Origin of the sequence: Leifsonia sp. NCR5 (assembly GCF_002105485.1) — a bacterium.
GTDB lineage: Bacteria > Actinomycetota > Actinomycetes > Actinomycetales > Microbacteriaceae > Leifsonia.
Genome location: NZ_NCSR01000008.1, coordinates 53,800 through 74,337, shown reverse-complemented (window position 1 = coordinate 74,337; position 20,538 = coordinate 53,800). Strand labels below are relative to the sequence as shown.

Sequence of the window (20,538 nt, the reverse complement as noted above, 5' to 3'; positions counted from 1 at the left end):
CCGTCGAGGCGGTCAGGCGTCCGCGGCGACCAGCGCGTCCACCAGCCCGGGGAACCGCGCGTCGAGCTCGGCCCTGCGCAGCTGGATGGCGTGAGTGCGCCCGTCGACGATCGTCAGGGTGACGCCCGCCTCGCGCAGCGCCTTGAAGTGGTGGGACAGCGTGGACTTCTGCACGTCGAAGCCCCATTCGGTCGCGGCCTTGGCGTGCGGTTGCCCGTCGGCGAGCACGCGCACGATCTGCAACCGGATGGGGTCGGCGACGGCGCGCAGCACGTCCACGAGTTCGACATCCTCGATCGCGGGAGCCGGGTAATCCGCCGACATGAGACCGCCCCTCGAAAAATAGTTTGACAATCATCGAACAATAGTCGTATCTTGACCGTATGACGTTCGTCGAACAATCATATCGCAGATCCACTCCCGCGCTGCTGATCCTCGCGCTCGCGCTGTTCGTGGTCGCGACCAACGCCTTCGTGATCGCGGGCCTCCTGCCCCAGATCGCCGGCACCCTCGGGGCGACCCCCACCCAGGTGAGCTACTCGATCACCTCCTACTCGCTCGTGGTCGCCATCGCCTCTCCCGCGGTGTCGATCCTGCTTCCGCGGGTCCCTCGCACCATCCTCATGGCCGGCGGGCTCGCGTTCTTCGCGGTCGGAGCCGCCATCGCGGCGGCAGCACCCGACCTCGCCGTCTTCATCACAGGACGGACGCTCTCCGGGCTGGGAGGGGCCGCCCTCGTGCCCACCGCCACGGCGGCCGCCACCACCCTGGTCAGCCCGCAGCATCGTGGACGGGCGCTCGCGATCGTCGGGGCGGGGTTCACGCTCGCGACCGCGGTCGGCTCGCCGCTCGGTACCGCCCTCGGCGGGCTGGCCGGCTGGCGGCTGCCGCTCTGGTGCCTGGTCGGGCTGGGCGTGCTGCTCTCCGTCGCGATCCCGTTCGTCGTCCGCGGGGTGCCGCTGCCTCCTCCGGTGTCTCTGCGACGTCGGATGGCGCCGCTCGGCGACCGCCGCATCCTGGCTCCGCTCGGCACGACGCTGCTGATGGTGGCCGGGTTCAACATCGTCTACATCTTCTCGGCGGCCGTCACCCACGCATCCACGGGAGGCTCCGGCGCCCTTCTGGCCGTGCTCCTGCTCGCGTACGGCGCCGCGGGCGTGCTCGGCAACGTGGTGGCCGGGCCGCTCACCGACCGCTTCGGAAGCCGGGTGGTCGCCGCCGTGGCGCTGGGCGGTCAGTCGGTCGCGCTGATCGTGCTGACCTTCGTCGAGGCCTCGTTCGCCGCATCCATCGTCGTTTTCGCGTTCTGGGGGATCGCCGCGTTCGCCATCGCGATCCCGGTGCAGCACAGGCTCGTGCACGTCGACCCGGCGTCCGCGGCGCTCACCCTGTCCTGGTACTCGACCGCGATGTACGTCGGGATCGCCATCGCACCCTTGATCGGAACGGCGGCGCTGAGCGCCGGTGGGCCGGTCGCCGTGCCCATCGCGGGCGCCGTGGTCACCGTGCTCGCCCTCGGACTCTTCCTGGTCGGCTACGCCGGGCGGACGAGCGGCGCCGGTGCCGGTGCAGGCGCCGCTCGTCCGGAGACGGCGTCAGAGGGCCGTGAGCTCCCGCATCCCGTCGGCGAGGGCGGCGACGCGGGCGGTCGCGGTCGCGCGGCGCTCGGCGACGGTGCCGCCGGACGATGACGCGTCGATGTAGATCTTGAGCTTCGGCTCCGTGCCGGACGGCCGCACCATCACGCGCGAGCCGTCCGCCAGCAGGATGCGCAGCACGTCGCTCGGCGGGATGTCGCCGAAACCGTCGATCAGGTCGTCGATCTGCTGCACCGTCACGTCGCCGATGGCGGACGGCGGGGTGGCGCGCAGCGCGGCCATGATGCGGCCGATCTGCGACAGGTCGGTGACCCTGATCGAGATCTGGTCGGAGGCGAAGTAGCCGAACGTCTCGGCGAACTCGTCCAGGTGGTCCGCGATGGTCTTCCCGTCCGCGGCGAGGCTGTTGGCCAGGTCGAGGAACGCGGTCGCGGCGGAGATGCCGTCTTTGTCGCGCACGGTCTCCGGGTTCACCAGGTAGCCGAGCGCCTCCTCGTAGCCGTAGATCAGGCCGGTGGCGCGGGAGACCCACTTGAAGCCCGTGAGAGTGTTGGCGAAGTCGAGGTGATACTTCTCCGCGACGGCGGCGAGTGCCGGCGACGACACGATGGAGCAGGCCAGCGTGCCGAAGGCGGCCTGGTCCGGTCCTGCTGCGGCCTCCGCCAGCCGGGCGGCGCGCCAGCCGAGGATCGCGCCGACCTCGTTGCCGCTGAGGCGGCGGTAGCCCGCGTCGCTCGACGCGTCGGGGATCGCCACGGCCAGGCGGTCGGCGTCCGGGTCGTTCGCGATCACGAGATCGGCGCCGGATGCGCGGGCGGCCTCGAATGAGAGGTCCATCGCGCCCGGCTCCTCCGGGTTCGGGAAGGCGACGGTCGGGAACGCCGGGTCCGGGTCGATCTGCGCGGTCACCACGGTCGGCTCCGCGAATCCTGCGGCGGCGAACACGTCGCGGGCCGTGCGCCAGCCGACGCCGTGCATCGCGGTGTATGCGAAGGAGACCGCATCCCGGGCAGCAGTAGTGGATGCGACGGAGGCGGTGGCGTCGATATACGCGCGCTCGATGTCGTCGGCCCCCACCTCGTACGCGTCGGAACGCGGCAGGTCGAGCACGCTGCCCGCGGCGACCTCCAGGATGCGCGACTCGATCTCCGCATCCACGGGGGAGACGATCTGCGAGCCGTGGTTCTCGCCGCCCAGGTAGACCTTGTAGCCGTTGTCGTTCGGCGGGTTGTGGCTGGCCGTGACCATCACACCGGCGCTCACGTCGAGGTGGCGCACCGCGAACGCGAGCACGGGCGTCGGCAGCAGCCGGGGGAGCAGAACGGCGCGCACCCCTGCTCCCGCCATCAGCTCCGCGGTGTCGCGGGCGAAGACATCGGAGTTCTTGCGCCCGTCGTAGCCGATCACGACGGACGGGGTCTGCCCGTCCGCGTGGTCGAGCAGGTAGCGGGCGAACCCGGCGGCGGCCTGTGCCACCAGCACCCTGTTCATCCGGTTGGGGCCCGCTGCGATCTCACCGCGCAGCCCGGCCGTGCCGAAGGCGAGCCTCGCGTCGAAGCGCGAGTGCAGGTCGGCGACGGCGTCGGCCGACCCGGCCTGCGCGGCCACGATGAGGTCGTTCAGCTCGTCGCGGGTCTCCGCATCCGGGTCTTGCGCGACCCAGGCCTGCGCCCGCTCGATCAGGTCGTCCGTCTGCACCTCGCTCACAGGGCCTCCACGATCTGGGCGAGGAGGGCGCTGATGACCGGTTCGGCCTCGCGTCCGGCCTCGATGACCTCCTCGTGACTGAGCGGCGTCTTCTGGATGCCCGCAGCCAGGTTGGTGATGAGCGACATGCCCAGGATCTCCATCCCGGACTGTCGTGCGGCGATGGCTTCGAGCGCCGTGGACATGCCGACGATGTGGCCGCCGATGGTCTTGGCCATCTGCACCTCGGCCGGGGTCTCGTAGTGCGGGCCGCGGAACTGGGTGTACACGCCCTCGTCGAGGCTCGGGTCGATGGTCTTCGCGAGCTCGCGCAGCCGCTTGGAGTAGAGGTCGGTGAGGTCGATGAACGTCGCGCCCTCGAGCGGCGAGTCCGCGGTGAGGTTGATGTGGTCGCTGATCAGCACGGGCGTTCCCGGCTTCCAGTGCTCCTTGATGCCGCCGGCGCCGTTCGTCAGGATCATCGTCTTCACGCCGGCAGCAGCTGCGGTGCGCACGCTGTGCACGACCCTGCGGACGCCGTGGCCCTCGTAATAGTGCGTGCGCGCACCGATGACCAGGGCGCGTTTGCCGTTCGGCAGCAGGACGGAGCGCAGCGTGCCGACGTGGCCTTCCAGCGCCGGCTTGCCGAAGCCGACGATCTCGGTGGCGGGGATGGTGGCGGTCGTCTCACCGATGAGGTCGGCCGCTTTGCCCCAGCCGCTGCCCAGTGTCAGTGCGATGTCGTGCTGTGCGACGCCGGTCTTCTCTGCAAGCTGCTCTGCCGCGAGCCTGGCGACCTCGAACGGGTCGGTGGCCGGGTCGTCGAGCGGGTTCGTGATGGATTCAGGCATGAGCCAACTCTACTGAGCGGGCCGCGAGCGCACAGGAAGAGCCTGGGTGCGCATCCGTGCGCCAGGATACGAGAGAATAGAGGTCATGGCCTATGAATTCGAGCGCAAGCAGAGGATCGCTGTACTCGGGGGTGGGCCTGGCGGGTACGAAGCAGCCCTCGCCGGTGCCCAGCTCGGTGCAGACGTGACCCTGGTGGAGCGCACAGGCGTCGGCGGATCCGCCGTCATCACCGACGTCGTCCCGTCGAAGAGCCTCATCGCGACGGCGGAGGCGGCCAACGCCATCGGAGAGGCCGCCGACCTCGGCGTCCAGTTCTTCACCCGCGGAGAGACCGGCAAGCCGGTGCGTCCGGAGGTCGCGGTGAACCTCGCCGCCGTCAACAAGCGGCTGGTGGGCCTCGCCAGACAGCAGTCGGAGGACATGCGTGCGGAGCTCGTGCGCGCCGGTGTGCGCATCGTCTCCGGCCAGGGCAGGCTCGACGGGTCGAGCGCGATCATCGTCTCGACCGCGAGCGGCGCGGCGGGCACGGACTTCGACAGGATCGAGGCGGACACGTTCGTCGTCTCCGTCGGCGCGAGCCCACGCATCCTGCCGTCCGCTGTGCCGGACGGGGAGCGCATCCTGACCTGGACGCAGCTGTACGACCTCGACCGCATCCCGGAGCACCTGATCGTGGTCGGTTCCGGTGTGACCGGCGCCGAGTTCGCCTCCGCGTACACGGCCCTCGGCTCGAAGGTCACCCTCATCTCCAGCCGTGACCAGGTGCTGCCCGGCGAGGACGCCGACGCCGCGAGGGTCATCGAGAACGTCTTCAAGCGCAACGGGATGCAGGTGCTCTCCAAGTCCCGTGCCGAGTCCATCGTGCGCTCGGAGGACGGCGTCGTCGCGACGCTCTCCGACGGCAGGACGGTCGAGGGAAGCCACTGCCTGATGGCGGTCGGCTCCGTGCCGAACACCAGAGGGATCGGGCTCGAAGAGGCCGGCGTGCAGCTCACCGAATCCGGGCACATCCGGGTCAACAGGGTGGCGCGCACGTCCATCCCGAACATCTACGCCGCCGGGGACTGTTCCGACCTGATGCCGCTCGCGTCGGTCGCGTCGATGCAGGGGAGGACCGCGGTCTTCCATGCGATGGGGGATGCGGTCAACCCGTTCGAGCTGCGCAACGTCACCTCCAACATCTTCACCCAGCCGGAGATCGCGACGGTCGGCTGGAACCAGAAGCAGATCGAGGAGGGCATCGCGCAGGGCGACATCTACAAGCTGCCGCTCAAGTCGAACCCGCGCGCCAAGATGCTCGGCATCAAGGACGGCTTCGTGAAGCTGTTCGCCCGCACCGGATCCGGAACGGTGATCGGCGGCGTGATCGTCGCCCCGCGCGCCTCCGAGCTGATCTTCCCGCTCGCGCTCGCCGTGGAGCACCGCCTCACCGTCGACCAGGTGGCGAGGGCGTTCACGGTCTACCCGTCGCTGTCCGGCTCCATCTCGGACGCCGCCCGGGCGATGCACATCGTGCTCTGAGCCCCACCTTCGCGGTAGGGTCGCGGGGTGGAAATCCTCCTCGTGATCGTCCTGGTGCTGCTGGCCATCGCCGGCGCGACCACGCTCGGGCCGAAGCTCGGCGTGGCTGCTCCGCTCGTGCTCGTGGTGCTCGGCATCGGGGTCAGCTTCCTGCCGTTCGTGCCGCCGCTGACGATCGAGCCGGAGTGGATCATCGCGGGCGTCCTGCCCCCTCTGCTCTACTCGGCGTCGGTGTCGATGCCCGCGATGGAGTTCCGGCGCGAGTTCACCGCGATCGGCGGGCTGTCGGTCCTGCTGGTGATCGTCAGCTCGGTCATCCTCGGCCTGTTCTTCGCCTGGGTGATCCCCGGCATCGGCATCGCGTGGGGCATCGCCCTCGGTGCGATCGTGAGCCCGACGGATGCGGTGGCGACCTCCATCGTGAAACGCTCGGGGGTCTCGCCGAGGGTCGTGGCGATCCTGGAGGGGGAGAGTCTGCTCAACGACGCGAGTGCTCTGGTGCTGCTGCGCACTGCCATCGCCGCGGCGGCTGCGTCGTTCTCGCTCGGCGGGTTCATCGGATCGTTCGCGTACTCGGTGGCGGTGGCGGTGGTGCTCGGCTGGGCGGTCGGGCGGCTGAACCTGATCGTGCGGGCGAAGGTCACGGACGCGACGGTGAACACGGTGCTGTCGTTCACCGTGCCGTTCCTCGCATCCATCCCGGCTGAGGCGCTCGGCGCATCCGGTCTCGTGGCGGCGGTCGTGGCCGGGCTGATCACCGGCAGACGCGCTCCCCGGGTGCTCTCCCCGCAGCACAGGCTCTCCGACGCCCAGAACTGGCGCACGGTCGAGCTGGTGCTGGAGGGGCTCGTGTTCCTCACGATGGGCCTGGAGCTCTTCGGCATCGTCACCGACGTGCAGAACGATCACGCCGGCTTCCTGCCCGCTGTGCTCGTCGGGCTGGGCGCGCTCCTGCTCACCGTCCTGGTGCGCGCGGCATACGTCGCCCCGCTGCTGGCGAGCTTGTCCCGCCGGGCCAGACGCGGCGAGAAGATGCGCCCGAGGATCGAGAGCATGCAGGGCAGCCTCACCGATCCCGAGTCCGCGACGACGGCTCTCGCCAAGCGCGGAGGACCAGGCGCCAACCGCCAGCTGACCGCGGCGGACGTGGGACGGTTCGCCACCAGACTGCGCCGCACGATCGCGGACATCGACTATTTCAAGGCGGCCCCGCTCGGCTGGCGGGAGGGCTCGATCGTCGTCTGGGCCGGGATGCGCGGGGCGGTTACGGTCGCGGCGGCGCAGACCCTGCCGCACGACGGCACCCCGAGCCGTTCCCTGCTGGTGCTCATCGCGTTCATCGTCGCTGCCGCCTCCCTGCTCATCCAGGGCGGGTCACTCGGCTGGGTGGTGCGCCTGGTGAAACCGGCGCCGGTCGACGAGGAGCTGGAGCGCGAGGAGGAGATCCGCCTGATGACGCTGCTCAGGGATGCGGCGGAGACGGTGCCCCTGACCGCGCCGCTCGAACGCACCCCGGAGGCGTTCCTGGCCCAGAAGAAGGCGAGGCTCGACCGCATCCAGGCCCAGCGCAGCGCCCTCCTCGACGCCCGAGACGACGGCGCCTTCAGCGCCGACCTGCTCCTGAACGCCCTCAACAACCTCGACGCCGACCAGATCAGCATCGAGCTGAAAGGCGACCCGGTCGCCTGAGCGCCGCGCCGGTCTCATCCCGCCCCTGGCACTCCGTTCGAGCGGAGATCACGGCCCAATCGGCCGGAATCTCCGCTGTTGCGGACTTTCCAGCGGCGTGTCGCTCGTCCCCTCCGGTTCAACACATTCGGCCCTTTTCCACAGATTTCCGGATGCGCCCGCGTCGCGCTCACCGCGCAGCCACACTCGATGCATGCACACCTGGAATCTCACGGAACTCGGCGGGATCGCTTCGCGATCGCAGCTCGCAGCGGCGGGCGCGCGCCCGCCTGAACTGACGCGGGCCGTGCGCGACGGAACGCTCGTGCGGGTTCGGCGGGGCCTATACGCCCTCCCGAACACACGCGGGCCCGCACTCGATGCCGCTCGCCGGGGCGGTCGCCTCAGTTGCGTCTCCGCGGCCAGGACCTACGGGTGGTGGGGAGGAATGGATGCGCGCACGCACCTCCGGGTTCCACCCACCGCGCATCTCACCGAGCCACGGTCGCCGTCCTGCGTGGTGCACTGGGCGGAGTCGCAACCCTGCCGCGACGTCTGGAGGGTGTCGAAAGCAGACTGCCTTCGGAGCGTCGTCCGCTGTGCAGACCAGGAGACGGCGATCGCTGTGCTCGACACGGCCCTATCGGACGGAGCCGTGCGGATGCACGATCTGGTCGAGATCTTCGCGGGCGAGCCTGCGCGCTCGCGGGCGACGGCGCTCCTCGCTCGGCCGGGCTCGGATTCGGGGGTGGAGTCGATCGCCCGGCAGCGGCTGACGGCTGCCGGATACACCGTCGAGCAGCAGATCGCCGTGCCTGGTGTCGGCAGAGTGGATCTGCGGGTGAACGGCTGGCTGTTCATCGAGCTCGACGGTTTCGAGTACCACCGTGATCGGGATGCGTTCGAGCGGGACCGCGCACGGGACCTGGGACTCGCCGTGCTCGGCGCGGGCAGGTTGCGGTTCTCGGCCAAGCAGGTGCTCTCCGAGTGGGATTCGGTGCTGGACGGCATCCGGGCTGTCGTTCGGCAGGAGATGTCGCGAGACACGCCGGTGGCTCGTCCGTTCAGGCGGAGAACGCAGCGTAAGGCCGCTGGTTTTCCGTTCGAGCGGAGAACCGGGGACAGAGCCGCTGGTGTTCCGTTCGGGCGGATAACGCAGCGCCAGGACGCTGGTGTTCCGTTCGAGCGGAGCGCGGAGGGCAGGGGCGCTGGTCCTCCGTTCGAGCGGAAGGAGAATCAGCGCCACGAGCCTCAGACGATGTTGAGCAGGAGGTGGCCGGAGGAGACGGTCTCGCCGACGGCGGCGTTGATGCCGGCCACGGTGCCGTCCTTGTGAGCGGTGAGCGGCTGCTCCATCTTCATGGCCTCGAGCACGAGCACGAGATCGCCCTTGACGACCTCGTCGCCGTCGGAGACCGCGAGCTTGACCACGGTCGCCTGCATCGGGGCGGTCACCGAGTCACCGGTCGCGGTGTCGACGGCATGCGCTCCGCCGCGGCGGCGTGGGGCCGGGCTGGATGCGGCCGTGTCCGCTCCTCCGGTGAGGAGCTTCGCGGGGAGGGAGACCTCGATGCGCTTGCCCTCGACCTCGACCACGACGTTGCTGCGGCGCTCCGCGGGGGCCGCGTCGGCGAGCTCACCGGACCAGGGGGCGATGTCGCCCTGCCAGTCCGTCTCGATCCAGCGGGTGTAGATGGAGAACGGCTCGCCGTCCTGCGGTGCGAACGCGGGGTCGCGGACGATGGCGCGGTGGAACGGGAGCACGGTCGGCAGACCGGCGACCTCGAACTCGTCGAGGGCGCGGCGGGAGCGTTCGAGTGCTTCCTCGCGGCTCGCGCCGGTGACGATCAGCTTGGCGAGCATCGAGTCGAACGAGCCGCTGATCACGTCGCCGGCCTGGATGCCGCTGTCGACGCGGACACCGGGGCCGCCCGGCGCCTTGAAGACGTGCACGGGGCCGGGCGACGGGATGAAGCCACGGCCCGCGTCCTCGCCGTTGATGCGGAACTCGAACGAGTGGCCGCGGGCGATCGGGTCGTCGTAGTCGAGCTCTCCGCCTTCGGCGATGCGGAACTGCTCGCGCACCAGGTCGATCCCGGTGACCTCTTCGGAGACCGGGTGCTCGACCTGCAGGCGGGTGTTCACCTCGAGGAAGGAGACCGTGCCGTCCTTGCCGATCAGGAACTCGCAGGTGCCGGCGCCCTGGTAGCCGACCTCCTTCAGGATGGCCTTGGATGCGCTGTAGAGCTGGTCGGTCTGCTCCTGCGTGAGGAACGGAGCCGGTGCCTCCTCGACGAGCTTCTGGTGCCTGCGCTGCAGGGAGCAGTCGCGCGTGGAGACGACGACCACGTTGCCGTACGCGTCCGCGAGGCACTGGGTCTCGACGTGGCGCGGCTGGTCGAGGTACTTCTCGACGAAGCACTCGCCGCGGCCGAACGCCGCGATGGCCTCGCGGGTCGCGGACTCGAAGAGCTCGGCGACCTCGTCGCGGGTGCGGGCGACCTTGAGGCCGCGTCCACCGCCGCCGAAGGCCGCCTTGATGGCGACAGGCAGACCGTGGATGTCGACGAAGTCGAGCACCTCGGAGGCGTCGGCGACCGGGTTCAGGGTGCCGGGAGCGAGCGGGGCGCCGACCTTCTCGGCCACGTGGCGGGCGGAGACCTTGTCGCCGAGGCGCTCGATCGCATCCGGGGACGGGCCGATCCAGGTCAGGCCGGCCGCGATGACGGCGCGGGCGAACTCGGCGTTCTCCGCGAGGAAGCCGTAGCCGGGGTGCACAGCGTCTGCGCCGGACCTGCGGGCGATGGAGAGCAGCTTGTCGATGACCAGGTACGTCTCCGCGCTGGTCGTGCCGTCGAGCGCGTACGCCTCGTCGGCGAGCCGGACGTGCATGGCGTCTCTGTCCTGGTCGGCGTAGACCGCGACAGACGCGATACCGCTGTCCTTCGCTGCGCGAACGACCCGGACGGCGATCTCGCCCCGGTTGGCGATGAGGACCTTGGTGATACGTGGCACAGTTTCCTAGCCTATTGCTCAGTCGGGGGAGCCTTTTGGGCGATCCCCACAAAAATGGTCGGGTCGGACGTGAGGTTGACTACAGTCGCCGGTTCCACAGGTCGGGCCAGTTCACGCCCAGCTCGACGAACAGTTCCCGCAGGGTGGAGAGGGAGAGCCCCACCACCGTACTCGGGTCGCCGTCGACCCTGGTGATGAACGGGCCGCCGAGGCTGTCGATCGTGAACGCTCCGGCCACCTCTAGCGGCTCGCCTGAGGCGATGTACGCGTCGATCTCGGCGTCGGTGACGTCGGCGAAGGTCACGGAGGCGACGGCCGTGCGGCCGACGGCCTGGTTCTCGATGCCGTTCCTGTGGTCGATCAGCCAGTGGCCGGAGTGCAGCCTGCCCGTGCGGCCGCGCTGCGCCAGCCAGCGGGTGCGCGCCGTCTCCGGCAGGTGCGGCTTGCCGTGGATCGCCCCGTCGAGCTCGAACGCGGAGTCCCCGCCGAGGATGAAGCCGTCGATGGGCTCGCCGTTCAGGTCGCCCCGCACCGCCTCCGCCTTGAGGCGGGCGAGGAGATGCACCATCGCATCCGGGGTCAGCGGGCCGTGCTCGGCCTCGGCGGCGAGGACGGCGGCGGGCTCGTCCACGTGCGAGGGGACGACGATCGGCTCGATCCCCGCTGCGCGGAGCAGTGCGAGCCTGGCTGGTGAGGTTGATGCCAAGTAGAGGCGCATGGGTTCCTGTGGGATGCTCGACGGATGCCCCAGTTCGATGAGGTCGACCTCGACATTACCAACGTCGCCCACGGCGGCGTCTTCGTCGCCCGCCACGAAGGCCGCGTCGTCTTCGTGCCGGACACCCTTCCCGGTGAGCGCATCCGGGCCAGGATCACCGATCAGAAGCACGACAGCTTCTGGCGTGCGGAGACGCTCGAGGTGATCGAGGCCGCCCCCGAACGGCAGGAGCACGTCTGGGAGGCGGCGTCCATCCACCGCGAGCCGGGCAACAGGGCCGGAGGCGCGGAGTTCGGCCACATCAGGCTCGATCACCAGCGCGAGCTCAAGCGCCAGGTGATCGCGGACGCGATGCAGCGCATGGCGAAGCTCGACACCGACGTGGTGGTCGAGCCTGTCGTCGGCGAGACCGCCGACGGCACGGGATGGCGCACCCGCGTCCGCCTGCAGGTCGACCGTTCCGGCGCCGTCGGGCCGTACGCCGCCCGCTCGCACACCGTCGTCCCGGTGACCGGCCTTCCCCTCGCCACGGCGCTCGTCGACGAGACGGCTCCGTTCGGCCAGACCTTCCCCGGCGCGGAGTCCGTGGATGTGGTCGCCACGGGGACCGGCGCCGCCCACCTCCTCGTCAACGAGGCTCCCGTGAAGCGCGGCAGGAAACTCGTCCGTCCCCGCCAGCGCCCCGTGCCCATCCGGGAGATCGTCGGCGACCGCGAGTTCCAGCTGGATGCGCGTGGCTTCTGGCAGGTGCACCGCGCGGCCGCCGCCACCCTTACCGAGGCCGTGCAGTCGGCCGTCGACGAGGCGCTGTTCGACCCGCGCGCCGCCAACCTCGACCTCTACGGCGGCGTCGGGCTGCTCGCGGCGGCCATCGGCGACCGCTTCGGGTCGACGCTGCGGATCACCTCGGTCGAGAGCGACGAGGCCGCGACGGACAACGCCGCGGAGAACCTGGCCGACTGGCTCGGCGCATCCGTCGTCACCGACGGGGTGGAGCGCTTCGTGCAGCGACTCGCCGGGGAGGCGTCCGCCGTCGAGCGGGCACGCCTGCGCGCGGCGACGGTCGTCCTCGACCCTCCACGCTCGGGTGCCGGCCGCCAGGTGGTCGACGCGATCGCATCGCTCGCCCCCGCGCAGATCGTCTACGTCGCCTGCGATCCCGTGGCCCTCGCCCGCGACGTGGCACTGTTCGCCGAGCGGGGATACCCGCTGCGCACGCTGCGTGCGTTCGACCTGTTCCCGAACACGCACCACGTCGAGGCCGTCGCCACGCTGGCGCCGTGAACGCGTCAGTGCATCATCGCCCCACTACGATGGTCAGCATGGTGCGGGTGGCAATCGTCGATGATCACGAGTCCGTGCGTCTGGGCCTCAAAGCGGCCTGTCAGGACGCGGGCTACGAGGTGCTCGTCACCGCGCCCACCGTCGACGAGTTCGTAACGCTGCTCGGCGCGCAGGAGTGCGACGTCGTCGTGCTCGACCTCTCCCTCGGCGACGGGTCGAAGGTCACCGACAACGTGAAGCGCGCCCAGGCGACAGGGGCGGCCGTGCTGGTCCACAGCATCGCCGACCGGGTCGCCAGCGTGCGCGAGGCGCTCGCCGCCGGTGCTGCCGGCGTCATCCCGAAGTCGTCGCCGACGACCACCGTGATGAACGCGATCAAGACGGTCGCGAGCGGCGACGTGCTCAACAACCTCGAGTGGGCGACCGCGATCGACGCGGACAGCGACTTCGCCAAGGCCCAGCTCGGCCGCCGCGAACGGGATGTGCTGCACCTGTATGCCTCCGGCCTTCCGCTCAAAGCGGTCGCGGCGCAGCTCGGCATCGCCAACTCGACCGCCCGCGAATACCTCGACCGCATCCGGGTGAAGTACGTGGAGGTCGGTCGTCCGGCACCCACGAAGGTCGATCTGCTCCGCCGTGCCGTCGAAGACGGAATCCTGCCCGGGCTCGACCCCGACACGGGCAATGAGCGCAAGTAGCGCGCCACCGCGGACCGCCCCTCCCGAGGCGTCCCAACCGCGCAATCCGATCAGCCGCGAGCGGTTCGAGCGCATCGCCGGCCGCAGCGTGTCGGCCTTCGGCCTGGTGTTCGGCCTGCAGACCATCCCGACGGCGCTCGGGCAGTTGCCCGGGCTCAGGTCCCCGTGGGGCCTGATCGAGATCGTCGTCGTCTTCGGCGGCCTCGCGGCGATCGTGCTGCTCGCCATCGTGCAGCGGTTCGTGAAGGCGGCGATGGCGACGCTGTCCGTCGTCTACTTCGCGGCGATCGTCACCTGGCCGCTGCTCGCCCTCGACTCGCACTCGTTCGCGGCGGACAAGCCGTGGGTGTGGTTCCTCTGCTCGGTGTTCACCGCGTTCGCCGCCGTGGCGTTCCCGCTCTGGCTGGCGACCGCGTACACGTTCATCACGCCGATCGCATACGGCATCGTGCGCGCGCTGCCCGCCGGCGGAGGGGTCGGTGCAGAGCTGGCCGGTCTCGACGCGCTGTACGCGATCATCCTGGGCGGCGTGATCCTGGTCATCATCGCGATGCTGCGGCAGGCCGCATCCACGGTCGACACCGCGCAGAGCCAGGCGCTCGCCAAGTACGCCAACGCCGTGCGCCAGCACGCCACCGAGGTCGAGCGTGTCCAGGTGGATGCGATCGTGCACGACAGCGTCCTGACCACCCTGCTCTCCGCAGCCAGCGCCCGCACGCCGGAGGCGAAGGAGCTCGCAGCGCGGATGGCCTCCGACGCCATCGGCCACCTGCACGCAGCGGAGGCGTCGAGCCCGGAGGACCAGTCCCTGGTCGGCCTCGACCGGCTGAGCGAGCGCATCTTCACGGCGGCCAACGCCTTCTCGTCGCCGTTCGAACTGGATGTGCGCGACGTGGAGGTGCACGTGCTGCCCGTGAACGTCGCGGAGGCCGTCTACTCCGCCACCGTGCAGGCGATGGTGAACAGCATGCAGCACGCCGGCACCAAGGATGTGCGTCGCACCCTCTCGATCCGCGGCGGCAGCCCGCAGGCGACCGTCCACATCGTGGTGGCGGACACCGGGCGCGGCTTCTCGGCCGCCGACGTCCCCGCCGAGCGGCTGGGGCTGCGGGTGAGCATCCGGGAGCGCCTGTCGAAGGTGGGCGGTCACGCGCGCATCGAATCGGCGCCGGGTGAGGGCACGACGGTCACGATCCTGTGGCCGTCGTCGGAGAGCGATGCGGAGGTGCGCGGATGATCACGCTGCCCCGGTTCCTCTTCCTCGGACTCGGTGCGCTGTTCTCGGCGTACCACCTGTTCCTCGCGCTGTCGTCGCTGTCGACGCCCGTCAACCCGGGGCCGCCGATCGCCGCGATGATCCTGTACGGGGTGGCGACGGTGATCAGCCTCTGGCCGACCAGCCCCACCAAGATGCCGCTCTGGCTCGCGGCGTTCGACCTCGCGGTGTGCGTCGCCATCCCGATCCTGGTGACCAGCCAGCTCGACCCGGCGAAGGACAACGGCTACGCCACTTGGTACGTGGCGGCCGTCGGCACGCTGATGACGATCACCGCGGTGCGCAGACAGCAGTTCGCGGCCTGGGTGGGCGTCGGCTACCTGGCGGTGCAGACCATCGTCTGGGCCGGGATCCCCGCGCTGGCGGGCCTCGGCGTGATCGGCTCGGTGGTGTGGGTCGGCGTCGCGGTCGTGATCTCCGGCTCGCTCGCGAAGGCCGGCAGGGACGCCCTGCAGTTCGCCCGCGCCGAGCGGGAGGCCACCGAATGGCAGGCCGCCCAGGAAGCGCACGTCATGGAGCGCCAGCTGCGCCTGCGGCAGACCTACCGGGTGGCAGCGCCGATGCTCGCCGAGATCGTGCGCCGCGGGGGAGACCTGACGGAGGCCGAACGGCGTGAGTGCCGCTACCTCGAAGGTGCGATCCGCGACGAGATCCGTGGCCGCAGGCTGCTCAACGACGACGTGCGCCGCCAGGTGATGGATGCGCGCCGCCGCGGAGTCGTCGTCAGCCTCCTCGACGAGGGCGGCATCGACGACCTCGACCAGCACGCTCTCGACGGCGTGCTGCGTCGCCTGGCGGACGCCATCCGGGGCACCACGACGGACAAGCTGATCGTGCGCACGGTTCCGCGGTCGTCGAAGACGGCGGTGACGGTGGTGGGGCTGCGCATGTCGGACGACGGCAACGCCAACGCGCTCGGCGCGGACACCGAGGACGACGAAGTCGACCTCTGGCTGGAGATCCCGCGGCCGGTGCACGAGTCGTAGCGCGGCGCTCGGCGGTTCGTTCGGGCGGAGATTTGGCGCGCCACGCCGCGCGCGTCTCCGCAACGGCGGAGATTTCGGAGAGATGGCGCGCGTTCTCCGAGTGAGCGGACGCGCGCGGACCGACGGAGGATGCGGGCGGAGAAGGCGAACGCGCCCAGACAAGGAGAAAGGGGCCGACACCCGAATTGTCGGCCCCTTTTCAAACCCCGAGTCAGGGCGACAACCCGAATATCGCCCTGACTCGCCCCCAAAACACTCGCCCGCTTACCCTAGTCGGCGAGTGATTGGCGGTGTGACTCACGAGGAGAGACACCTAGCACTATCTATATTGGCGATGCCGATGACAGATAAATAGTCGTCATTTTGGAGGACATGGGGGACAATCGTGTCCCCTGCGCCTCCGGACGCCGCGAATTGGTGCTTGTCCCGCACTCGGGGGACGGCGCCCCCGGGGTACATCACCTGCATTCGTCAGCCGGCGAACGAGCGCCACGCTCCCGGGCCGGGCGTCAGCGGCGTGCGCAGCGCACGCTGGCTGCGTGCCCAGGCGTCCGGTCCCGCCGGCGGGCGTGCATCCCGTGCAGCGGCCTCCGCCTCGGCGATGGCGGCCGTGAGCACGGCGGTCACGGCGGCGACCTCCTCCGGCGTCACGCCGCGCGTGACGAACCGGATGCTGTCTGGCTCGATCGTCACAGCGGGATGTTCCCGTGCTTCTTGGGCGGCATGGATGCGCGCTTGGTGCGCAGCGCCCGCAGCGCCTTGATGACGGACACGCGGGTCGCGGCAGGTTCGATCACGCCGTCCAGCTCGCCGCGCTCGGCGGCGAGGAACGGGCTGGCCACGTTGTACGTGTACTCGTTGGCGAGCTTCGTGCGGACCGCCGCGACATCCTCGCCGGCCTCCTCCGCACGCTTGATCTCGCCGCGGTACAGGATGTTGACGGCGCCCTGGCCGCCCATCACGGCGATCTCCGCCGTCGGCCAGGCCAGGTTGATGTCCGCACCGAGCTGCTTCGAGCCCATGACGATGTACGCGCCGCCGTACGCCTTGCGGGTGATGATCGTGACGAGGGGCACGGTGGCCTCCGCGTACGCGTAGAGCAGCTTCGCTCCTCGGCGGATCACGCCCGTCCACTCCTGGTCGGTGCCGGGAAGGTAACCGGGCACATCCACCAGGGTGAGGATCGGGATGCTGAACGCGTCGCAGAAGCGCACGAACCGGGAGGCCTTCTCCCCGGCGTCGATGTTGAGCGTTCCGGCCATCGCGCTCGGCTGGTTGGCGACGATGCCGACGGAGTGGCCTTCGACACGGGCGAAGCCGATGACGATGTTCGGTGCGAACAGCGGCTGGATCTCGAGGAACTCGCCGTCGTCGACGACGCCCTCGATGATGGACTTCACGTCGTACGGCTGGTTGGGCGAATCCGGGATGATCGTGTTGAGCTTGCGGTCGGCGTCCGTCAGCTCCAGCTCCGGCTCCGCGGCGAACACCGGCAGCTCGCCGAGGTTGTTCTGCGGCAGATAGCTGAGCAGGGTGCGCGCGTAGTCGAGCGCGTCCTCCTCGTCGCTCGCGAGGTAGTGCGAGACGCCGGAGATCTTGTTGTGCGTCAGTGCGCCGCCGAGCTCCTCGAAACCGACGTCCTCGCCGGTGACCGTCTTGATGACGTCTGGGCCGGTGACGAACATGTGGCTCGACTTGTCGACCATGATGACGAAGTCGGTGAGGGCAGGGGAGTAGACGGCGCCGCCGGCGGCAGGCCCCATCACGATGGAGATCTGCGGGATGACACCAGACGCCTGGGTGTTGCGGCGGAAGATCTCGCCGTACTTGCCGAGCGCGACGACGCCCTCTTGGATGCGCGCTCCGCCGGAGTCGAGGATGCCGATCATCGGAACGCCGGTCTTGAGCGCGTGGTCCATGACCTTGATGATCTTCTCGCCGGCCACCTCGCCGAGCGAGCCGCCGAAGATGGTGAAGTCCTGGCTGAACACGGCCACGTTGCGACCGTGGATGGTGCCGACGCCGGTGACGACCGCGTCGCCGTACGGACGCTTGTTCTCCATGCCGAAAGCGTGGGTGCGGTGACGGACGAACTCGTCGAACTCCACGAACGATCCGTGGTCGAGCAGCAGGTCGATGCGCTCGCGGGCGGTGAGCTTGCCCTTGGCGTGCTGCTTCTCGATGGCGGACTGACCGCTCGCGGTCACGGCCTCGTGGAAGCGCTCCTTGAGGTCGGCGAGCTTGCCTGCTGTGGTGTGGAGATCGGCAGTCTGTCCATGTTCTGTGTCGGTCACGCCGTTCACTCTACCTGCCAGCAGAAGGGCGGTGGCGTTGAGGATTCCCTACAAAAGTCTGTCGGCTGCGTGTGCGGTGTCGTGGGTCTCACCGGGATGCGGCGCTTCGTCTCTGCGCACGCCATCGACGATGCGGGTGACGTGGCCCATGACGATTCCCGCCCCGATCAGGACGCTGCCCAGCGGCGCAATGATCAGGCCGACGGCGCGGACGGCGAAGTCGAAGCCGAGCAGGATGTCCTGATCCATGCCGAGGGCCGTGGTGCTCGCGGCTGCGATGGAAAACCCGAGCGCGGGCAGTACGAGTTGCAGGACGGCTCCGGCGCAGGCGAGAACGATGCCGAGAACCAGAATGGTCTTGGGGCGAGGGCGCGCGTTCACGCTCAGGCCCGCCAGAGGTATGCCACGCCGGTGGCCCAGGACATGGACGATCCTTGCATCTGGGTGTACGCGAGGGTGTTGCCCCACGGTACGAGGAAGGTCGCTCCGCCACCGCATCCCGTGGAATACCAGGAGGCTCCGTTGCCGGCGTTGAACCCGCGCGCTCTCGTGCACAGATGGACGTCCGAGGTGTTCTCCCAGACGTACTCCCGCCGATAGCCGGGGTAGCCGATCACGGCGCACCCCTGCACGCTCGTCGCCCAGGTGTTGGCGATCCCACCGACACTTCTGACCTTCTGGCCGCACCCGGTCCTGCTCGTCCTGATCGCGAGGGTGTCGAGGGACCCCTGCCTATCGGCCTCCTGGATGGCCTCCGCCACTTCCAGCGCTTTGCCGGCCCTGACGTCCACGACGAGCTCTGCACCTGACGGCGTCGCAACGACAAGGGGACCCTCAAACGTTGTGGGGTCGATCGCGCCGTTCTCCTGTTGGGCAGTTTCTGGCGCGAACGCGACGGAGTCATCGCTTGCCGTCGCGGGTAGCGCAGAGGAGAACAGAAGGGCCGCCGTGCAGCCCACAATCAAGGCCGCACGAGCGCCCGAGTTCCTACGGAAGACGAACATCATTGTCACACCTTTCATGCAATATGTAGCCATAAGAGTGCCAGATACCATCATGTTCTGCAAGCGCTGGTATCGCACGCCGTCCCGCTGGCAGACTGGGGCAATGGAGTTCCGTCGCAGTCGCGCAATCGTCCCCGTCCTCGATGTGCTCGAGGAGGCGGGGTCGACGAACGACGTGCTCGTCTCCCGCGCTGCCGGGCTGCCAGACCTCGCCGTCGTGCTCACCGACAACCAGACCGGCGGACGCGGGCGGCTCGGCCGGGTGTGGGTGTCTCCTCCCGGCAAGGCCATCGCCGTCTCCGTGCTGATCAAGCCCAGCGGGCTCCCCGTCGAGTCGTTCGGCTGGTTCCCGCTGATCGCCGGGCTCGCCATGAGCAGGGCGCTCTCGCCGCTCGTGCCCGGCGCCGTCGAGGTGAAGTGGCCGAACGACGTGCTCATCGACGGCAGCAAGGTCTGCGGCATCCTCACCGAGCTCCTGCCCGACCTGTCCGGTCTCGTCATCGGCTCCGGCGTCAACCTCACGCTCAGCGCCGACGAACTCCCCACCGAGACCTCCACCTCCCTGCTGGTCGCCGGAGCGACCGACATCGACGTGGATGCGGTGCTCGCGGCGTACCTCCGGCACCTGACCACCCTCTACCGCGAGTTCGAGACCGCGGGAGGCGACCCGGTCACGAGCGCCATCAGGGACGAGGTGGCCGAGGCGTGCCACACCATCGGCCGCAGCGTGCGCGTGCTGCTGCCGTCCGGAGACGATCTGCTCGGAACGGCGGTCGGGATCGACGAGGACGGTCGGCTCCTGGTCGAGACCGATGCCGGGATCACGGCTGTCGCGGCGGGCGACGTGACCCACCTGCGGTATTAATTGGTCATGAGCACCACGCCCCCCGATCAAGGAGCGCCCGCTGCGCCTCCCGAGCGCATCGTGGCGCGGCTGCGCTCGAATGCCCGGGCGATGTTCTGGCCGAGCATCGTCCTGATCGCCGCCTGCGGAGCGCTCGGCTACTTCGCCGGCCGGTTCGACGAGGTGTGGGAGATCGTGCTGCTATGGTCGGCCGCCGCCGCCGTGATCCTGCTGCTGTTCCTGCTCCCGCTGGCCTCGTGGCTGAGCAGGAGGTACACGATCACCACCAGACGGATCATCCTGCGCCACGGCTTCTTCGTGCGGGTGCGCCAGGAGCTGCTGCACAGTCGCGGCTACGACGTGACGGTCAAGCGCAACTGGCTGCAGAGCGCGTTCCGGTCGGGGGATGTGCGCATCAACTCCGGCCTCGAACGCCCGGTCGTGCTCAAGGACGTCCCGAAGGCGGACGCCGTCCAGCGCGCGCTGAACGACCTGATGGACCACGCGCAGACCGTGGTGGCCGTGCGCAGGCAGCAGTCCGAGTCAGTCTCGGACGAGACCACCGTCTGGGGTTCCCGGTAGCGCGGTCGCGCCCGTGAGCACCGGCTCCGTCGTGGTGGTCGCCGCGTCGCGGCCGCCGCGGTGCGGGGCGAACACCCACCAGCGGTAGAACGCGAACCGGAACACCGTGCCGAGCGCGAGCCCGACGACGTTGTTCGCGATGTTGTCGGCGAGGCGGCTGTCGAAACCGAGGACGACGCGCGACACGTAGACGCAGAGCACGGGGATGACCAGCCCGCAGATGCTCACGATCAGGAACTCGACGCCCTCGCGGGCGACGTTCGACCTGCGCTCCTTGGCGAACGCCCAGTAGCGGTTCCCGACGTAGTTGGTGGCGATGGCGACCGCGTTGGCGATGACCGTTGCGACCAGTGCTCCCCAGTGGGATGCGGACATCGCCGTGAGCAGCAGCAGGTTGAACACGGCGAGGTTCACCAGCACGCCGACGGCCCCGACCGCGCCGAACTTCGCCAGCTGCGGCAGCAGCCGCGACCGGCGGGTTGCCGGGGGAGTGTCGATCGTCATGCGTCCAA

The 20,538-nt window shown here is 69.7% G+C and carries 20 protein-coding genes and 1 pseudogene; 11 read left to right on the top strand and 10 right to left on the bottom strand.

Going from position 1 to position 20,538, the window contains the following annotated elements; genetic code table 11:
- Positions 1–12 precede the first annotated feature (12 nt).
- Entirely contained in the window at positions 13–324 is a 312-nt protein-coding gene (locus B7438_RS08750; protein WP_085369167.1) for a helix-turn-helix transcriptional regulator, read from the bottom strand.
- 59 nt (positions 325–383) lie between these two features.
- On the opposite strand from B7438_RS08750, the gene B7438_RS08745 reads away from it, so the two are divergent.
- Positions 384–1,691 carry an MFS transporter gene (locus tag B7438_RS08745; RefSeq protein ID WP_085369166.1) on the top strand — a complete coding sequence of 436 codons (1,308 nt, stop codon included), beginning with the start codon at positions 384–386 and terminating at the stop codon, positions 1,689–1,691.
- Here the strand turns inward: B7438_RS08745 and B7438_RS08740 are convergent.
- Together B7438_RS08740 and B7438_RS08735 are read right to left on the bottom strand one after the other, a co-directional pair.
- Positions 1,596–3,296 carry a phospho-sugar mutase gene (locus tag B7438_RS08740; RefSeq protein WP_179150767.1) on the bottom strand — a complete coding sequence of 567 codons (1,701 nt, stop codon included), beginning with the start codon at positions 3,294–3,296 and terminating at the stop codon, positions 1,596–1,598. The two genes, B7438_RS08745 and B7438_RS08740, sit on opposite strands and share 96 nt — an antisense overlap.
- A 5-nt stretch (positions 3,297–3,301) precedes the next feature.
- A complete protein-coding gene (locus tag B7438_RS08735) occupies positions 3,302–4,135 on the bottom strand; it encodes a purine-nucleoside phosphorylase (protein ID WP_085369164.1) in 834 nt (277 codons plus the stop codon).
- A gap of 85 nt (positions 4,136–4,220) precedes the next feature.
- On the opposite strand from B7438_RS08735, the gene B7438_RS08730 reads away from it, so the two are divergent.
- From B7438_RS08730 to B7438_RS08720, 4 genes and pseudogenes are all read left to right on the top strand, one after another.
- Positions 4,221–5,657, top strand: a complete 1,437-nt coding sequence (locus B7438_RS08730) for an NAD(P)H-quinone dehydrogenase (protein ID WP_085369163.1) — start codon at positions 4,221–4,223, stop codon at positions 5,655–5,657.
- A 27-nt stretch (positions 5,658–5,684) separates the two neighbouring features.
- A complete protein-coding gene (locus B7438_RS08725) occupies positions 5,685–7,346 on the top strand; it encodes a sodium:proton antiporter (protein WP_085369162.1) in 1,662 nt (553 codons plus the stop codon).
- 193 nt (positions 7,347–7,539) lie between these two features.
- Positions 7,540–7,671 (top strand): annotated as a pseudogene (locus B7438_RS21015) (type IV toxin-antitoxin system AbiEi family antitoxin domain-containing protein); the annotation flags it as partial.
- Positions 7,672–7,887: 216 nt separating this feature from the next.
- Positions 7,888–8,661 carry an endonuclease domain-containing protein gene (locus B7438_RS08720; protein ID WP_256921938.1) on the top strand — a complete coding sequence of 258 codons (774 nt, stop codon included), beginning with the start codon at positions 7,888–7,890 and terminating at the stop codon, positions 8,659–8,661.
- Here B7438_RS08720 and B7438_RS08715 read toward each other — a convergent pair.
- Positions 8,577–10,340, bottom strand: a complete 1,764-nt coding sequence (locus B7438_RS08715; RefSeq protein ID WP_085369160.1) for a biotin carboxylase N-terminal domain-containing protein — start codon at positions 10,338–10,340, stop codon at positions 8,577–8,579. The two genes, B7438_RS08720 and B7438_RS08715, sit on opposite strands and share 85 nt — an antisense overlap.
- A gap of 79 nt (positions 10,341–10,419) precedes the next feature.
- On the bottom strand, positions 10,420–11,058 hold the full coding sequence (locus tag B7438_RS08710) for a nucleoside triphosphate pyrophosphatase (RefSeq protein ID WP_085369159.1): 639 nt from the start codon (positions 11,056–11,058) through the stop codon (positions 10,420–10,422).
- A 24-nt stretch (positions 11,059–11,082) separates the two neighbouring features.
- On the opposite strand from B7438_RS08710, the gene B7438_RS08705 reads away from it, so the two are divergent.
- From B7438_RS08705 to B7438_RS08690, 4 genes are read left to right on the top strand one after another with little or no spacing between them, the layout of a single operon-like run.
- A complete protein-coding gene (locus tag B7438_RS08705) occupies positions 11,083–12,342 on the top strand; it encodes a class I SAM-dependent RNA methyltransferase (protein WP_085369158.1) in 1,260 nt (419 codons plus the stop codon).
- A gap of 38 nt (positions 12,343–12,380) precedes the next feature.
- On the top strand, positions 12,381–13,040 hold the full coding sequence (locus tag B7438_RS08700) for a response regulator transcription factor (RefSeq protein WP_085369157.1): 660 nt from the start codon (positions 12,381–12,383) through the stop codon (positions 13,038–13,040).
- Positions 13,027–14,277: a sensor histidine kinase gene (locus tag B7438_RS08695; protein ID WP_085369156.1), complete on the top strand. Its 1,251-nt coding sequence runs from the start codon at positions 13,027–13,029 to the stop codon at positions 14,275–14,277. Before B7438_RS08700 ends, B7438_RS08695 begins: the two co-directional genes overlap by 14 nt.
- Positions 14,274–15,302, top strand: coding sequence for a hypothetical protein (locus B7438_RS08690; RefSeq protein WP_085369155.1), 1,029 nt, complete (start codon positions 14,274–14,276; stop codon positions 15,300–15,302). Before B7438_RS08695 ends, B7438_RS08690 begins: the two co-directional genes overlap by 4 nt.
- 471 nt (positions 15,303–15,773) lie before the next feature.
- Here the strand turns inward: B7438_RS08690 and B7438_RS08685 are convergent, their stop codons facing one another.
- Genes B7438_RS08685 through B7438_RS08670 form a run of 4 tightly spaced genes read right to left on the bottom strand, consistent with a single transcriptional unit; the run spans position 15,774 to position 18,387 of the window.
- Positions 15,774–15,995 carry an acyl-CoA carboxylase epsilon subunit gene (locus tag B7438_RS08685; protein WP_143465756.1) on the bottom strand — a complete coding sequence of 74 codons (222 nt, stop codon included), beginning with the start codon at positions 15,993–15,995 and terminating at the stop codon, positions 15,774–15,776.
- The gene (locus tag B7438_RS08680; protein ID WP_085369154.1) at positions 15,992–17,605 is read right to left on the bottom strand and encodes an acyl-CoA carboxylase subunit beta; all 1,614 of its coding nucleotides are present in this window, start codon (positions 17,603–17,605) and stop codon (positions 15,992–15,994) included. Before B7438_RS08680 ends, B7438_RS08685 begins: the two co-directional genes overlap by 4 nt.
- Before the next feature lie 39 nt (positions 17,606–17,644).
- Entirely contained in the window at positions 17,645–17,977 is a 333-nt protein-coding gene (locus B7438_RS08675; RefSeq protein WP_085369153.1) for a hypothetical protein, read from the bottom strand.
- Between the two features lie 2 nt (positions 17,978–17,979).
- Positions 17,980–18,387, bottom strand: a complete 408-nt coding sequence (locus B7438_RS08670; RefSeq protein ID WP_143465755.1) for a hypothetical protein — start codon at positions 18,385–18,387, stop codon at positions 17,980–17,982.
- A gap of 316 nt (positions 18,388–18,703) precedes the next feature.
- On the opposite strand from B7438_RS08670, the gene B7438_RS08665 reads away from it, so the two are divergent.
- Together B7438_RS08665 and B7438_RS08660 are read left to right on the top strand one after the other, a co-directional pair.
- Positions 18,704–19,465 (top strand): biotin--[acetyl-CoA-carboxylase] ligase, encoded by a 762-nt coding sequence (locus B7438_RS08665; RefSeq protein ID WP_085369151.1) that lies wholly within the window; start codon positions 18,704–18,706, stop codon positions 19,463–19,465.
- Positions 19,466–19,471: 6 nt separating this feature from the next.
- A complete protein-coding gene (locus B7438_RS08660; RefSeq protein WP_256921937.1) occupies positions 19,472–20,026 on the top strand; it encodes a PH domain-containing protein in 555 nt (184 codons plus the stop codon).
- Here B7438_RS08660 and B7438_RS08655 read toward each other — a convergent pair.
- The gene (locus B7438_RS08655; protein WP_085369149.1) at positions 19,988–20,530 is read right to left on the bottom strand and encodes a GtrA family protein; all 543 of its coding nucleotides are present in this window, start codon (positions 20,528–20,530) and stop codon (positions 19,988–19,990) included. The two genes, B7438_RS08660 and B7438_RS08655, sit on opposite strands and share 39 nt — an antisense overlap.
- Between the last annotated feature and the right edge of the window lie 8 nt (positions 20,531–20,538).